The organism is Streptomyces sp. NPDC003379, assembly GCF_053589195.1.
The window spans coordinates 43223-59273 of sequence record NZ_JBSFRK010000010.1; the positions used below are offsets into that span (position 1 = coordinate 43223).

General features: G+C 71.1%; 10 protein-coding genes and 1 pseudogene. 2 read left to right on the top strand and 9 right to left on the bottom strand.

Annotation, left to right across the window (positions count from 1 at the left end; translation table 11 throughout):
* Positions 1-28 precede the first annotated feature (28 nt).
* A complete protein-coding gene (locus tag ACWDVB_RS11705; RefSeq protein ID WP_451514485.1) occupies positions 29-907 on the top strand; it encodes a phosphatase PAP2 family protein in 879 nt (292 codons plus the stop codon).
* A 64-nt stretch (positions 908-971) separates the two neighbouring features.
* Here ACWDVB_RS11705 and ACWDVB_RS11710 read toward each other — a convergent pair.
* The 4 genes and pseudogenes from ACWDVB_RS11710 to ACWDVB_RS11725 form a co-directional block, all read right to left on the bottom strand.
* Positions 972-2138: pseudogene (locus tag ACWDVB_RS11710) on the bottom strand (amidohydrolase); the annotation flags it as partial.
* A gap of 18 nt (positions 2139-2156) precedes the next feature.
* Positions 2157-2357, bottom strand: a complete 201-nt coding sequence (locus ACWDVB_RS11715) for a DUF397 domain-containing protein (protein ID WP_451514486.1) — start codon at positions 2355-2357, stop codon at positions 2157-2159.
* Complete coding sequence (locus ACWDVB_RS11720) at positions 2354-2566, bottom strand: DUF397 domain-containing protein (RefSeq protein WP_451514487.1); 213 nt, start codon at positions 2564-2566, stop codon at positions 2354-2356. Before ACWDVB_RS11720 ends, ACWDVB_RS11715 begins: the two co-directional genes overlap by 4 nt.
* Positions 2563-3426 (bottom strand): helix-turn-helix domain-containing protein, encoded by an 864-nt coding sequence (locus ACWDVB_RS11725; RefSeq protein ID WP_451514488.1) that lies wholly within the window; start codon positions 3424-3426, stop codon positions 2563-2565. The genes ACWDVB_RS11720 and ACWDVB_RS11725 overlap by 4 nt, the downstream gene beginning before the upstream one ends.
* Positions 3427-3587: 161 nt before the next feature.
* Between ACWDVB_RS11725 and ACWDVB_RS11730 the strand changes: the two genes are divergently transcribed.
* Positions 3588-4097, top strand: coding sequence for an ATP-binding protein (locus tag ACWDVB_RS11730; protein ID WP_451514489.1), 510 nt, complete (start codon positions 3588-3590; stop codon positions 4095-4097).
* Here the strand turns inward: ACWDVB_RS11730 and ACWDVB_RS11735 are convergent.
* The 5 genes from ACWDVB_RS11735 to ACWDVB_RS11755 form a co-directional block, all read right to left on the bottom strand.
* Positions 4036-5001 (bottom strand): hypothetical protein, encoded by a 966-nt coding sequence (locus ACWDVB_RS11735; protein ID WP_451611960.1) that lies wholly within the window; start codon positions 4999-5001, stop codon positions 4036-4038. The two genes, ACWDVB_RS11730 and ACWDVB_RS11735, sit on opposite strands and share 62 nt — an antisense overlap.
* A 57-nt stretch (positions 5002-5058) precedes the next feature.
* Positions 5059-6552 (bottom strand): alpha/beta fold hydrolase, encoded by a 1494-nt coding sequence (locus ACWDVB_RS11740; protein ID WP_451514616.1) that lies wholly within the window; start codon positions 6550-6552, stop codon positions 5059-5061.
* Between the two features lie 206 nt (positions 6553-6758).
* A complete protein-coding gene (locus tag ACWDVB_RS11745; RefSeq protein ID WP_451514491.1) occupies positions 6759-14339 on the bottom strand; it encodes an SDR family NAD(P)-dependent oxidoreductase in 7581 nt (2526 codons plus the stop codon).
* Positions 14340-14558: 219 nt separating this feature from the next.
* Positions 14559-15785, bottom strand: a complete 1227-nt coding sequence (locus ACWDVB_RS11750) for a beta-ketoacyl-[acyl-carrier-protein] synthase family protein (RefSeq protein ID WP_451514492.1) — start codon at positions 15783-15785, stop codon at positions 14559-14561.
* Entirely contained in the window at positions 15782-16039 is a 258-nt protein-coding gene (locus ACWDVB_RS11755) for an acyl carrier protein (RefSeq protein ID WP_451514493.1), read from the bottom strand. Before ACWDVB_RS11755 ends, ACWDVB_RS11750 begins: the two co-directional genes overlap by 4 nt.
* Positions 16040-16051: the final 12 nt, after the last annotated feature.

The window sequence follows — 16051 nt, forward strand, 5'->3', positions numbered from 1 at the left end:
GGGGCGGGGATCTGGCAGACTCTGGCCTATGGGTGAGACGATCGTGACGACACTTGAGGGCCGGCAGGCCCCCGCTGATTCACCCATCGCGGGCGAGGAAGACGCCCGTAAGGGGCGGAATCTGGTGCGTCGTCTGCGCACGCCCCGCCGCCCCCGGCTCTGGTTCGAGATCCTGCTGATCGCGGTGAGCTACTGGACGTACTCACTGATCCGCAACGCCGTGCCGGAGCAGAAGGCGCAGGCCCTGCGCAACGCCGACTGGATCTGGCGCGTCGAGCAGGACCTCGGGATCGCCGTCGAGAGAAGCGTCAACCACGCCGTGGACTCGGTGACATGGCTCATCGTCGGCATGAACTACTACTACGCGACGCTGCACTTCGTGGTGACGCTCTGTGTGCTGGTCTGGCTGTTCAAGTGGCATCCCGGGCGGTACGCGGCCACGCGCCTCGTCCTCTTCGCCACCACGGCGGTCGCCCTGGTCGGCTACTACCTCTACCCGCTGGCGCCGCCCCGCCTGATGAACGGCACGACCTTCATCGACACGGTCCTGGTCCACCACACCTGGGGCTCGATGGCCTCGGGCGACCTCAAGAACATGTCGAACCAGTACGCGGCGATGCCGTCGATGCACATCGGCTGGTCCCTCTGGTGCGGCCTGACGATCTTCGCCCTGGCCTCGGCGCCGTGGGCCAGGATCCTCGGCCTGCTCTACCCCACGGCGACGCTCGTGGTGATCGTGGCGACGGCCAACCACTTCTGGCTGGACGCGGTGGGCGGCATGATCTGTCTGGCGTTCGGCTTCGCGGTGACCCGCTTCTGGTACGGGGATCTGCCGTATGCGCTGCCGCGGGAGGTGGCGGTCCGGGGCGAGGCGCCGCTGTGGCCGCGGGCGCGGGTCAAGGTCTAGCCGCTCCGCACGTGAAAGGGGCCGTACCAGCGCTTCTGGTACGGCCCCTTTCGCGTGCCGCGCGTCAGCAGACCCCTCGGTGCGTGACCCGGCCTCCCGCGACCGTCAGGCGGACCGGCGCCTCGGCCACCTCGTCGGCGGGCGCGGCCACCGGGTCGAGGCCCAAGGCGGTCAGGTCCGCCCGGAACCCGGGGGCGATCCGCCCCGCCACGCCCGCCTCACCGGGGGCGACGGCGGCGTGCGTGGTGCAGCCCTCCAGGGCCATGAGCCCGGTGAGTCCCTGGGCGGGGCCCGCCGCACCCCGGGGCACCCGAGCCGTGGCCAGAACCTCACGCACGTCGTAGTGGGCGATCGGCCAGTCGGAGCCGAGGGCCACGAAGGCCCCGGCGTCCCGCAGGTCCCGCGTACGCCAGGCCCGGGCGGCGCGGACGTCACCGAGCCGCTTGGACCACTCGTCGCCGTGGTCGGCGCGTGTGTACGCGGTGTGCGGCGGCTGCATCGAGGCGATGACGCCCAGCTCCGCGAAGCGCGGAACCGTGTCGTCCGGAACGGTCTCGATGTGCTCGACGCGGTGCGCGAGGCGGCCGCCCGGGCCGAGGGACGCCACGGTGTCGAGTACGTGCCGCACGGCCGCGTCCCCGATGGCGTGGGTCGCCGTCCGCACCCCGGCGGCGTGCAGCTGCCGCACGGCGTCCGCGTACGCCTCGGGCTCCGGCCAGAAGGCGTCCGTGCCCTGGCCGTGGCAGTCCGCGTGCTCCAGCCAGGCGGTGCCGCCCTCGACGGTGCCGTCCATGAAGAACTTGGCCCCGCCGACCCGCCACAGCCGCCCGGCCTCGCCCTGCAGGCGGATGATCTCCTGGATCCCGGCCTCCCCCACCCCGGGCATGCACCAGGGGGCGAGCCGCAGCCGCAGCGGCAGCTCGCCCTGCCGCTCGACCGCGGCGAGCAGCTCCGGTACGTCGCCTCCGCCGAGGTCCATGACGTGGGCACCGGTCAGCCCGGTGGCCGCCATGGCCGAGAGCAGCTCGACGAGGCGGGCGCGGCGCTCGGCGAAGGAGGGCCGGGGCAGCACGGCCTGGACGAGGTCCATGGCGGCGTGCTCGATCAGATGCCCGGTCGGCCTTCCGTCCGCGTCGCACACGACGGTGGCCCGCTGGACGAACTCGCGGGGCCCCTCGACCCCGGCGGCGCGCAGGGCGGCGCCGCTGACCAGGGCGGAGCGCCCGTCGTGCGGGGGGGGTAGGCGGCGTCAGCCCGTTACGCCGCCGATGAACTCGGCCCAGGCGCCGGGCCCCACGGCGAGGGCGGGGCCTTCGGGGTTCTTGGAGTCGCGGACGGCGCGGGCGCCTCCGGGGAGGTGGGCGACCTCGACGCATTCGTGCTCTCCGGCGCTCGCTGATGACTTGCGCCAGGCGGCATCTGCGTACCCCTCCACCTCAAGGCGGATCACGTGCGCCTCGCTTCAATGAAACTGGCCCAGGCCGCGGACCCCACAATGAGCGTCGGCCCGCCGATGTTCTTGGAGTCACGTACGGCGCGAACGCCGCCGGGGAGGTCGGTGACCTCTACACAGTTGTTCTCTCCGCCGCTGGCTGAGGACTTGCGCCAGACCGCTCCAGAAAGGTCGCGATCGCGCGGGTCCACGTCGGGGTGCTTCACTTTCTGAGGCCTTCTTCCAGCTCTGCGATCCGTACGAGCGAGTCCTCCACAGAGAGCGCCGCAGCCCTGATGCGCTCGTACGCCCTTGCGAAGGGTGCCGCATTGTCACCCTCAACGTATGCCGCCCGACCGAGATTCTCCAGAAGAACGACGTCCGGTACAGGGCGGGGGAACCTGGCCAAGGTAAACCCTCCATCCAGCCCTGGATGGGGAGTTGAGGACAGCGGCATGATCTGCACGGTCACATTGGGCAGCTCGGAAACGTCGAGCAGTCGACGCAGCTGTTCGCGCATCGTCGCGGGCCGCGCTGCGAACCGCTGGTGGAGCGCCGCCTCATGAAGGATCGCCCAGAGCTCCAGCGGGGAGCCCGGCCGGGTCAGAACGGACTGTCGGGCCATGCGCACCTCGGCGAGGGCCGCCACCTCGTCAGGGGCACGCGTAGTGATGCCCGCGATCGTCTCCCTGGCGTACGCGGCGGTCTGGAGTAGCCCGGGAACCAGCAACGGCGCCCAGTCGCAGACCTGCTCGGCATCGGATTCCAGCGAGATGTAGTCCGCGTAGGGCGGCAGGACGATGCCCGAGTAGGTCTGCCACCAGCCCCGCTTGCCCGCGTCCTTGCAAAGGCGGTCCAACGTGCTGCGCGCCTCGGCATCCGTGACGTCGTACACGTCGAGCAGGGCGGCCAGATCATGAGGCCTGACAGCCTGCACCGCGTTCTCGATCTTCGACAACTTGGGGCTCTGCCAGCCCATGGCCGTGGCGGCCTCGTCGAGAGTGAGACCCGCGTCGTTGCGCAGCTTGCGCAGCGTCGCACCGAGGCGGCGGCGTCGGACAGTCGGGACCAGGGGAGAGTTCGGCATGCCGCAAGTCTGCGCTTCTGCGGGGAGTTCACGGAGCGCATTATCGAAACAGTCACCCGTTAGGGTAGAAACGTTGCGATTTAACGCCGCAAGGGTGCACTCTCAACCTGCCGCCGCTGCACGCCAGTTGGCGGACCGCCGACGCAACGGAGTGTCGGCCCGTGACTGGAGGCCCCATGAACCTCGCCCCGCAGAACACCCACCCTGCAATCGCTCACCTCGGCCACTACCTCACCCGCACCCCCACCGGCTTCGTCCTCCACATGTCCGCGTCGCCGCGCAACCTCCGCGCGGCACGCGGGCTCACCCACGACGTCCTGCACGGCGCCGGAGTCAGGCCCGACGCAGTCGACAGCGCCCAGCTCGTGCTCGCCGAGCTGTACGGCAACGCCGTCCACGCCTGCGGCGACTTCGCGCCGCTGGTGGCGGAGGTGGAGGCGGGGCCCGCCGGGGTCTGGGTCCGGCTGCACGACCCGGACCGGAGGCGTCTGCCCAGGCGCACCGGCGTACGACTGGACGATCCCGGCGCCGAGTCGGGGCGGGGGCTGCCGCTGATGGATCTGCTGGCCCCCGGCTGGGACGTGACGCGGACGCCGGTGGGGAAACAGGTCAGGTGTCTGCTGCCGCTCGAAGGACCAGGCAGCTCGCCGTCACCCCCTGCCCGCCGTTGACCACTACGGCGTATCCACCCGGCGGGACGCCGCCGGGGCGTGAGAGGTATGCGAGGTTGGCCAGGGCGTCCCCGGCTCCCAGATGGCCGGTGGACGGATCGGGATTCACGGCACGACCGCGCAGCCGCTCGGGCAGGCCAGGGCGGACGTGTGAGTCCAGGAAGGATTCCGCCAGGCGGGGCAGGAGCACACTGCTGATGCGGGGATCGCCTTCGTCGATACCGGCGTCGTCGAGTGCCTGACGCACGGCGGTCCCCACATTACGACGCAGTTCTTCCACGCTGTGCAGGGCTTCGAGCAGTTGCTGCGCCGTCGCGCCCTGGGAGCGGACACTGCCGGGTTCCAGAATGCGCGGGCAGGTATGACCGCTGGTGGCCAGGGACAGCAGGTCCATCGGCCCCGGGCCCGCGGTCAGCACGGCGGCGGCTGCTCCGTCGCCGAGGACCAGCACCGTCGGGTCCGACCAGCGCTGCTCCCCGTACGCCGCGAAGGTGTCCGCCGTGACGGCCAACGCGTGGCGGGTCCGGCTCTCCACGAGCATGCGTGTCACCAGGGATTCCACTGCGGCTACGCCACCGTTGCACGCTTGGACGAGGCCGAGCGCGGGGCAGTCGCCGGTGTCCAGCCTCCTGGCAAGGCGGTGTGGCGGGGAAGGCGCCCCGTTCTTGCTGGTGCGGTCGATCCACGCATAGGCGAGGTAGTCCATGTCCTTCGCCGTGCGGCCCGCGGCGGCGAGCGCTCTACCCGCGGCCTTTTCCGCCATCTCCTCCGCGGTCTCACCCTGTCCGGCCGGCACGGACGCGGAGCAGGCTGGAACGCCATCACTGTCCTGGAGGATGCCGTTGGCGACGGCGTCCTCCACACCGCTGCGCCCCTCGGGCAGCCATACGGCGGCTGAAGCCACACTGACACGGGCGTCGATACGCATCGTCAGACCTTTCGTCGAGTGGGAAACGGCCGGTCAGCGCAGGGGTACAGAGACCGAGGAAGGGGCGGACGGGGCGGAGGCCAACGTCATGCCCGCCAGCGGGGGGTTGTCCGACACGTAGTGGCTGTCCGCCGCGTCCACCACCAGGGCGATGCGGTGTCCTGCGGGCACGTCGTAAGCGGTCGGCAGCAGCGGAAAGTCGGCGGTGAACGCGGTCCCCGGGGTCCTGTCGCGGAAGGTGTACGGGGCGTGCGTGATCAGGCGTCCAAGCCCCTGCCGGTCGACGTCGTACAGGTAGGCGACCAGTGTTCCGTCCTGTCCGGTGGGCGTGACGTGGAGCCGGGCCCGAGCGGTGCCCCGCACGTGCTGGCTGCGGGGCGAAGGCGCGGTCTTCCATACGGCCGCCAGGGGGCGCCGCAGGGCCGCCATCGGCACGGGCTGCTGCGCCCCCAGTGCGGCCTGCACATTCTGCTGGAGGGCCGGCACGCCGCTGTCGGCGAGGGAGTCCAGCCCGGTGCTGATGCGCTGCGCCGCCACGCCGGGCCCGGCAGCGGAACCATCAGGTGAGTCCGCGGCACCGTCGACCAGGCGTCCGGCAGGACCGAGGGTGAGCCCCCGGTGCCGACCGGTCATCGCGGACCAGCCGGAGTGGGGCTCGAACCCGTAGCGGGCGCCGAAGTCGGGTCCGCTGTTGACCGGGCGGAGCTGCACCGGCGCCTCACGGTCGATACCGTTCTTCCGGCCCTTGAGAAGGTGGTCGAACCAACGGTGCACGCTGTCGTGGACCTCGTTGGACTGCCAGACAGCGGTGAGTTCCGGTCCACCGTGGTCGCCCGGCCGGAGTTCCAGGCGTTTGACCCCACGGAGGCGGTCGAAGAAGGCCCCCAGCTGGTCGGTCGTGGTGGTCAGGCTGTCGCGCCAGGGCTGGGCGATGAACACCGCTGTGCCGTGAGCGTTGATGCGGTCCACGTAGTTGATCGGTGAGCGGGGCCTCGCCCAAGCGGTCATGGCCCGGTGATTGCGCGTCAGATAGGAGTGCGCGACGGCGCCCAAGGAGGGGTCCGGCCGGTCGACCACCAGTCCGGGAACAGCGATGGCGACCGCCCCTGTGGTACGGGTCCCGTTGACACGCAGCAGGTCTGCCATGTCGGTCCAGGTGCTCATGGCTGCGACCGCTTCGATCCGCGGGTCCGCGGCCGCGGCCAGCAGGCTGGTTCCCGCGCCGTACGAGACTCCAGTCACCCCGATGCGGCGCGGGTCCGCGCCAGTATGGGCGAGTGCCCAGTCGATCACGTGTGACACGTCCGCGATGTCCCTGGGAGTGGCCCCAGCGATCATCCCCTCCGACGGAGGCAGCCCCCGCGGATTGTAGGAGAGGAATACGTACCCGTCTTTGGCAAAGGCCCGCTGCGTCCTGCGGAACAACTGGTACCCACCCAGTCCCCCGGAAGGCATGACGATCAACGGGTGCGGGCCGGGTGCCGCAGGCTCCGCGACACTGCCTCGGAGGCGGGTCCCGTCCGGCATCCGCAGGGTCACCGGGCGGACTTTCGCTGGAGCGGCGGCAGAGCCGACAACCGGTGCCGGATCGCTCACGGTGCCGGTCGCGGTCCCCCCGGCCGATACCCCGCTCACCACCAGGCAGGTGGCCAGGGTCAGGATGCGCGCGCTCCGGCGCACCTTGAGCGGGAAGGTTGAAGAAGCAGGGCGTACCTGACTGCTTACGGGGCGGATCAACGCGTGCTCCTCTGCGTCCGGTGGTCGGTGGTGGCGGCGGGCGTGTGCCCGAGGCGGGTCAGGGCGCGGCGGGCCAGATCGGTCAGGCCGCCGGCGCCGATGATCTCCAGTGCCGGGAGTTCGCAGCCCAGCCGGCGCCGGGTGGCCACGACCAGCTCGGCGGCCATGAGGGAGTCGAGCCCTAGCTGGTCGAGGGGGCGGTTGCGGTCCAGTCGGTCCGGGGAGGTTTGCAGGACGCCGGCGGTCAGTCCGACGAGGGCTTCGGTGACAAGCTCCAGAGCCTGTTCGGCACAGGCCTGGGCCAGTTGCTCCCTGAGCGGCTCGCCGCCACCTGTGCCGTCCAGGTGGTTGCCGGCCGCGATCTCGGCGAAGCGAGGACTGGCGATGCTTGACAGGACCTGCTGCATCCGAGGCCAGTCGAACCGGCCGACGACCGTGGCCTCGGCTCCCTCGGCCAGCAAGGTGTCGAGGGCGGCACACGCTTCCGCAGCCGAGAAGCCAGTGAGTCCTCTGCGTTCCAGGCTGGTGGCCAGCTCTTCCGTGCGATGCGTGAAGCCGGTGTCGCTGAGCGCGCCCCACGCGATGGCCAGGCCGGGGCGTCCGGCACGGTGGCGACTGCGGCTGTGCGCCTCCAGGAAGAGGTTGGCTCCCCCGTAGGCGGCTTGTTGCCGGTTACCGATATGCGCGGCGATCGAGGAACAGGAGACGAAAAAGTCCAGCGGCCGGTCGCGGAGGCGGGTTTCCAGAAGAAGGGCTCCGAGCATCTTGGGGCCCAGCACCGCACGGATGCGTTCTTGCTGTCCCAACTCGGACAGCGGGGCATCGTCATAGCGGGCGGCCGCGTGCACAATGCCCTTCAGCGGACGCCCGGTGGCGTCGATCATCCGCAGGACGCGGTCGAGGGCATGTCCGTCGGAGAGGTCCGCCGGGTAGGCGATGGCGTGCGCACCACTGTCGGCGAGCGCGTCGAGAAGCTGCCCGGCCTCCGGTGTCTCGGGACCGCGGCGGCCGAGGAGGGCGAGATGGCGGGCACCGCGGGCAGCGAGGTGGCGGGCGATGGCGGCACCGAGACCGGTCAGGCCACCAGTGATCAGATAGGTGGCCCCCGGATCCAGAGGCGCCGGACGGGGCAGATGTTCCACGGCGGGCGGTTCGTCGAAGGTAACGACGACCTTGCCGATGTGCCGGGAGTGCCGCAGCACCCGGAACGCCTCCTCCACGCGATCGGCCGGATAGTCCCGATGCGGCAGCGGGGTGCAGACGCCGGTCTCGATGTCGTCCCAGAACTCCCGCAGACCGGCGGTGCGTAGCGAATGCTGAGCCAGCAGACGCAGCAAGTCCACACCGAAGAAGGCGGTGTTGTGCCGGAAGGCCCGCATCGCCAGGTGGCCGTCTGTGTGGATGTCCCGCTTGCCCAGTTCTACGAAGCGGCCGCCGTCGGCCAGGAGTTCCATGCTGCGGGCGAGCCCCTCACCGGCCAGTGAATTGAGGACGACGTCGACGCCGCGGCCGTTGGTCAGGGTCCGGACCTCGTCGGCGAAGCGCAGGCTGCGGGAGTCCAGCACATGGTCGGCGCCCAGTAGCCGCAGCAGGTCACGTTTGGCCGGAGTGCCCGCCGTGGCGAGCACCCTGGCTCCCCGTTCGCGGGCGAATCGCAGGGCCGCCAGGCCGACGCCGCCCGCCGCGCCGTGCAGCAGCAGCGTCTCGCCGGGAGCCAGTCGGGCCACGTCATGCAGACTGTGCCGGACGGTCAGGGCGGCCACCGGCAAGGTGGCGGCCTCCACAAAGCCCATTTCGTCAGGGATACGGCCCACCAGAGCGCGGTCCACCACCACGTGGGAGGCCAGGCAGGCGGACGCCTCCGACATGGCGACCACCCGGTCTCCGGCCGTCAGACCGGTGACGTCGGCACCGGTACGGACGACAGTGCCGGCGCACTCCAGTCCCAGTCCCGGCCCGGCCTCGTTGTCCGGCTCGGCTCCGGCGGGCAACAGCCCGGTGGCCAGCATGACGTCCCGGTAGTTCAGACCGGCGGCACGCACCTCGATGAGTACCTGATCGGGCCCCGGTGCCGGAAGCCGCTCCGGAACCCAGACCAGGCGGTGCTCCAAGCCGGGGTCACGAAGTTCCAGGCGGTAGGCACCGCGTTCCGTACCCGCCGCGGCATCAGGTTCCCTGACCGGTCGCGTCCTGGCGGCTTCGCTCAGCCGGGGTACGAACCGGCCCGCCCGGGTGAGGACGACCTCCAGCTCTTCGCTCGGGTCCAGCAGTTCCGCGCTCAGCCGATCGGCGCCGGCGCCGGACTCCTCGTCCGGCTCCAGGGAGACGCATCGGACGGTGATGCCGGGATGCTCGTTGCCCAGGCACCGGGCGGCGCCCCAGGCCGCGGCGTCCCCCGGGTGGGTGACGGACTCGGGGGGCGGCGCCACGCCGCAGGGCCGGGTGACCAGCCACACGGAAAGCGGCACGGTAGCGTCGCGGTCGAATGCCGAGGCGATGGCGGCGAAGACCGCGGTACGGCGGACCGCCAGGTCGATGGCTGTCTCCGGCACGGTGACGGCCTGTTCTTCTTCACCCAGCACCAGGACGAGGTGAACCGGCGAGGTCCGCCCGCGGAGCCATTGGGCCCAGTGGTCCGGGTCGGTGCTCGGCACGGAGCAGTGCACTTGATGCCGCTCGTCGGCAGCCAGGGCGGCGCACAGCGACCGGGGCAGCGGAGACGCCGGGGTCTCCGCGGCCACGACCCAGCGCACGTCTGTGCCCGCAGTGGACGGTCGCTGCTCGGCCGCGATGCGGTCGGGAGTGCTGGGTGGCGTGCTGGTTACGGCCGTACGGCGCGCCAGCAACAGCGAGGAGGTGCCTCCTTGGTCACCGGTCCGGTGGATGTCCTGGTAACCGCACTCCCGCAGCAGTGCGGTCCACGCGGGTGCACTCAGCAGCGGCGAGTCGGGACGCCGGGAGTCGGTGTCGGTGACGGACCAGAAGCTGTCCAGAAGACCGAAGCAGAGCGCCAAGAGCCCGGCGTCGTGCTGTTCCAGTGCCATCAGCTGCCCGCCCTCGGCCAGCAGCCATCCGGCATGCCCCAGGCTGTTGCGCAGATCAGCGGTGGCATGCAGCACGTTGTGGGCGACGACCAGGTCGAAGGCACCGCCGGCGAATCCCTGCTCGGCCGGGTGCCGGTCGAGATCGAGGGTGCGGAAGTCCACGAAACGGTGGTCGGAGAAACGCTCGCGCACACGGGGAAAGAACCCGGCCGAGACATCGGTGAACACGTACTGGGTCCGCTCGGGCGGGAGGACGTCCAGCAACTCCCGAGTGGCGCCCCCGGTGCCCCCGCCCACCTCCAGGACGCGCAGCACCCGGTCGGCGGGCCAGTCGCGTACGGCGGCGGCCAGCGACTGCCGCGAGATCCGCAGTTGGTCCTGCTGGCCGGGGATCCGGCCGTACAGTTCTTCCAGCAAGTGCCGGTCGGTTTCGCCGAACAGCAGCTCGAGGGGGCCCTGCGCGCCGCGCAGCACCTCGCTCAGTCGCAGGCCGCACCGTCCGTAGAGAGCAAGGGCGTCCGCGAACTGCGGCAGGGCGACGACTGCCGACCGGAACACCTCGTGCGGGCGGGGGGTGTCTGTGAGCGACCAGGCGCCGGGCCGGCCGGGGACGCGGCGAGCCAGTCCGTGTTCCTCCGACAGAGCCAACAGCAGCGCCGCGAGTTTCCGGTACGCGGGCCGCATGCCCGCCGCCACGAGACGGTCGGGGGCGTACTCGCCGCCGCAGTCGAACCGGGCGAGGGCCGCGGCCGCGAAGTGGGCGCTGGCTTCCTTGCAGTACCGCCCGGCGGCGACGGTATCCGTTTCCGTGCGGGAGTCGGCGACCGTCAACATCACCGAGGCCGGGCGCTCGTCGGTGCGGGAGCGGTGACCGGAGTCCTCCGACGGCAGGTGGAGGGAGAGGGCGAGGGGCGGGGGGTGCGGGCCGGGGCGGGGGGCGGCACGCAGCACGGTCTCGTAGCGTTCGACCGGTGTGCCGGTGCGTCCGCCGGCGAAACGGCGCAGTCGGCAGCCCTCCAGTTCGACCGTGACCCGTCCGTCCTCGTCCAGCACGGTCACGTCCCAGCAGACCTCGTGTGCGCTCGTCTTCCGGGAACGGACATGGACAAAACCGGTGGGAGTCGGGGAATCCCACATGCGCGCGGCCTCGATGAGAGCGGGCAGGTACGGCGCGGAAGAGCCGGTGCCGGCGGGGAGCAGCGGAGCTCCGGCCTGCAATGCGCCGTCCAGCAGGGCGGGGTGGGCATGGAAGCCGTCGGAGGGCTGATCGAGGCGGTAGGCGGCGAGCACCTCACCGTGGCCCACGCGCAACTGGGTGAGCACCTGGAACGCCGGTCCGTACGTCAAACCGGTGGCCGCGGCCTGAGCGTAGTGATCCTGCGCGGAAAGCCGGCGCGGCAGTGCTTGGCCCAGGGCTACGGGATCGAGGGGGGCCGGGGTGGGGCGCAGCAGCCGCCGGGCGCGTCCCTTCGCGTGGGTGCGCCAGTCGCCGCCCCCGCCGCTACGGCTGCTGACGGTCACTGTACGGTCGTCGGCCGACAGGGAGACCTGCAAGAGGGTGTCCGGTTCCGCGTCCTCGTCCCGGGGCAGCGTGAGCGCTCGGGTGACGGCGAGGGCGGTGACCTCCACGGGCGTCACCTGGTCGTGCTCCCGGGCGGCGGCGAAGGCCGCCTCCACGTAGGCGGCGGCCGGCACCACGATGGCGCCGCCCACCGTGTGGTCGGCCAGCCACGGCAGCCGGGTGGTCACCAGCGGGCCGGACCAGGTGGGTTCGGCCACCGCCATCCTGGCACCGAGCAGCCGGTGCGCGGGGGCTTCGGCGTCCTCGCCACCGGTCCGGGTCCACCATTGAGGAGTTCCGTTCCAGTGCCGCTGCCGCTGCCACGGGTAGCCGGGCAGGTCGGTCACCTGCCCGGGGAGGGGGAAGTAGCTGTCCCAGTCCACCTGGGCGCCGCAGGCCAGCAGGTGGCCGACGGAACGCCGCACGGCAGGGGTGCCCGAGTCGCCGTTCGAGCAGGTGCGCACGACGGTGGCCGGGACGGACCTTTCTTCGGTGGTCAGCCGCCTCAAGTAGGTGCTGAGTACCGGGTGCGGGCCGATTTCGGTGAAGACGTCGCACCCGCTGTCGAGCAGGGCCCCGACGGCCTCGCTGAACAGCACGGGACGGCGCACATTGCGCCACCAGTAGACCCCGTCCAGCTCCTCACCGCCCAGGAGGCTGCCGGTCACCGTGGAGGCGAACGGAACAGCGGTGGCCGATGGGTCCAGCCCGGCGAGTGCGGTGAGCAGCGGCTGTTCGATCGGGTCCATCGCCCGGCTGTGGAAGGCGTAGGCCAGGTCCAGCGGGCGGAAGAACACGCCGCGGCCCTTGAGGTTCTTGCCGAGGGTTTCGAGGTCGGAAGCGGGCCCGGCGACGGTCACATCGCGCGGGCTGTTGACCGCGGCCAGTTCCACACTCCCGTTGAAGAGAGCCAGTTCGGCGCGGACGTCGTCCGCGGACAGCCCGACGGCCGCCATCCGTCCCCGGTCGGCGGTCGGCGCCTGCGCGTGGCTGCGGGCGGCCACCACCCTGGCGGCATCCTCCAGGCTCAGGGCTCCGGCCGTATGGGCGGCGGCGATCTCACCGACGCTGTGCCCGACCACGCCGGACGGCCGTACTCCGTAGTGGTCCAGCAGGGCTACCAGGCCCCTTTGCACTGCGAACAGCATTGGCTGGGCGATGTCGGTGCGATGCAGGTCGTTCGGGAGCTCCTCGGCGATGAACCGATCCCGGACCGACCAGCCCAGGTACGGGGTCAGGGCCGCGTCGGCTTCCTCGACCGCGGTGCGGAAGACCGGCTCCTGCGCCATGAGTTCGGTTCCCATGCCGGCCCACTGCGAGCCGTTGCCCGAGAAGACGAACCCCACTTTCCCCGACCGCGCGCCTTCGACGACAGGTGCCTTGCTCATCTGCCGGCTGCGAGCGAAGAGCCGCAGGGCGTCCGCCGCTTCATCGGACGTCGTGGCCAGGACGGCGGCCCGCTTCTCGTGGCGGGTCCGGCGGCGGCAGGCGGTCCAGGCCAGGTCGTAATAGTTGCGCGGTCCCGCTTCGGACAACCGGTCGGCCATTCGTTCAGCCGCCTGGACCAGTCCCTCTTCCGTGCGTGCGGAGACCACCACCGGCAGCAACCGGTGGTGTTCCTCCGCCGGGGGCCGCGGCAGGGTGAAAGGTGCCGCGGGGGCGAGGGCGACATGGGCGTTCGCGCCGCCGAAACCAAAGGAGTTGACCCCCACCACGGGGCACGCGGCATCCACGAGCGGTTCGGCGTCCAGGGCCGGGCGCAGGCGACAGGAGGCGAAGTCGATCGCGGGGTTGAGGGGCTCGGCATGCAAGGTGGGCGGCACCCGCCGATGGCGGAGCACCAGCAGCGCCTTGAGCAGCCCCGCGATGCCCGATGCCGCTTCCAGGTGCCCGATGTTGGTTTTGACCGAGCCGACCGGCAACGGTCCGAGGGTGCGGTGGCTGCTCAGGGCCCGGCCGATCGCCCGGCACTCGATCGGATCCCCTACGGGGGTTCCCGTTCCGTGCAGCTCCAGGTATGCCAGGTCGTCGGCGGTCACTTCGGCGCGGGCGTAGACCTGACGCAGCAGGGCCTCTTGCGCGCTCTCGCTGGGGAGCGCCAGCGCGCTGGTGCGGCCGTCGCTGTTGACGCCCGTGGCCAGGATGGTGGCGTGCACCCGGTCGCCGTCGGCGAGGGCGTCCTTCAGGCGTTTGAGGAGGATGACCCCTCCGCCCTCGGCCCGGACGTAGCCGTCCGCGTCTGCCGAGAACGTACGGCACCGGCCGGTGGGGGACAGCATGGACGCGGCGGAGAAGCCGATGAAGGAGTACGGGCTGAGCAGTACGTTGATTCCGCCGGCCAGGGCTGTGCGGGACCGTCCGGCCCGCAGGTCCTCGCAGGCGCGGTGGACGGCGGTCAGCGCGGAGGAGCAAGCCGTGTCGACGGCCATGCTCGGCCCGTGCCAGTCCAGGGTGTAGGAGAGCCGGTTGGCAGTGTTCGTCGCCGCGCTGCCCGCCATCATGTAGGCGTTGATACTGTCCGGGTCGCTCTGCTGCAGTTCGCTGTAGTCACGGCTGGACACCCCGATGTAGACACCGGTGTCCGAACCGGCCAGCGCTTCACGGGGTGTGCCGGCGTCGTCCAGCGCTTCGATCGCCATTTCCAGCAGCAGCCGTTGTTGCGGGTCCATCCGGGTCGCCTCGCGCGGCGAGATGCCGAAGAATTCCGCGTCGAACCCGGTGACGTCCGTGAGGAACCCTCCGGCGGCGGTGTAACTCCTGCCGGGCCGCCGAGGCCGCCCACCGGTGAACCGCTCGGCATCGAATCGCTCGACCGGCACCTCCCCCACCAGGTCCCGGCCGTCCAGCAGGGCTTGCCAGAATTGCGAGAGGCTGTCGATGCCGCCGGGAAATCTGCACGCGGCGCCCACGATCGCGAGTGTTTCGCCGGACGGATCCGTCGCGTTGTCGGGAGAGCCGGTTACGGACAGCACAGAGCGCCTCCAGAGGCGGAGCAACGAGAGATAGGGGAGCGGCTGGGAAATCCCGCCAGAAGCGCCTCACACGCGGCGCGAATGAACTCGACGAGTTTCGGGACAATGCGAAATATCGGGCGGGTTGCGATTTTATGATGGGTGGGGGCGAATGATGCAACCCCGGGCCACCCATGAGCGTCTAATGTGATATTCGGTGCGCTCGGGCCGATCTCACTGTCAGGCTCGCCGGAACGCTAAAACGGTGTTATGGCCGCCGAAACCGAAAGAATTACTCACCGCTGCGCCGACGGATTGTGCACGGGCGGCACCGATGACCAGGTCGACGTCCATCGAGGGATCGGCGGCGGCGAGATTCGCAAGGGGCGGCGCCAGCGACCGCTCGATCGTCAGCACGGTCAGCGCGGCCTCGACGGCGCCGGCGGCACCGAGCGAGTGCCCAAGGACGCCCTTGGCGGAGGTGACGCTCGGACCGTGCGGCAGCATCCGGCCGATCACTCCGGCCTCCACGGCATCGTTGAGGACGGTCGACGTGCCGTGGGCGTTGACATGGTCGATCTGCGACGCAGTGAGTCCCGCGCCGCGCAACGCGAGCCCCAGTGCCTCCTGCACACCGCGCCCTTCCGGGTGGGGCGCCGTCGGGTGGTGGGCGTCCGTGGTGGAGGCGCATCCGGCCACGACGGCCCGTGGTGTGGCTCCGCGGGCCCGGGCGTCCGCCTCACGTTCGAGGACGAGGACGGCCGCCGCCTCGGAGAGGACGAACCCGTCGCGGTCGGCGGCGAAGGGACGGGAAGCCGCCGCCGGGTCGTCACGGCGTGAAGACAGTGCGCCCATTCGGTGGAAGCCTGCCACCACGGTGGTGCAGTTGACCGCTTCGGCGCCGCCCGCCAGAACGATGTCGCACGCGTCGGCCAGCAGGAGGGCGCGCCCGGTGGCGATGGCGTCGGCGCCCGAGGCGCACGCCGTCGCCGTGGCCATGCTCGGCCCGCGTGCCCCGAGGGCGAGAGCGATCTCGGCGGCCGGCCCGTTCACCATCGTGCGCGGGATAAACACCGGCGAGATCTGCTCGACGCCGTGGTCCCGCAGGCCCAGGGCCGTCGCTTGCCAGGTGGCCGCACCGCCGAAGCTGCACCCCATGACGACGGCGACCCGAGGCCCGTCCCAGACCTCCGGGCGCAGAGCGGCGCTGTCCACCGCTTCCTGCACGGCCGTCAGGGCGAGGATCACATGACGGTCGAGCCGCCAGGCATTCCTCTTCGCGCCCAGCACACGCCGCGTGTCGAAGGGCGGTACGGAGCAGCAGAAGTCGACGGGGAGTCCCTGAAGGTCCGGCCTCGTGGCGGCGGTCGGCAACCCCCTTACGACCGCTTCCCAGGTCTGCTCCGTGCCCACCCCCGCCGGGGTGACCAGGCCGATGCCCGTGACGACGGTCTCGGGCCGGCTCATGGGGCGCCGTGCCGTCGGGAGACGGTCATCCGGTCCTCCAGCACGGCGGCGAGCTGTCTCGTGGACATGGTTGCCGGGACGTCCGCGTCCTGGCACCGCACTCCCAGACGCTGCCCCATGACCAAGGCGAGTTCCGCCCGCGCGAGGCTGTCCAGTTCCATGTCGCGGAAGGTCGCCTGCGGTGTCACACGCTCCTCGGGCACGTCGAAGTGGGCCGTCAAAACGGTGAAGAGCGTTTCATACGGGGGCGTCACGAACGTTCTCTC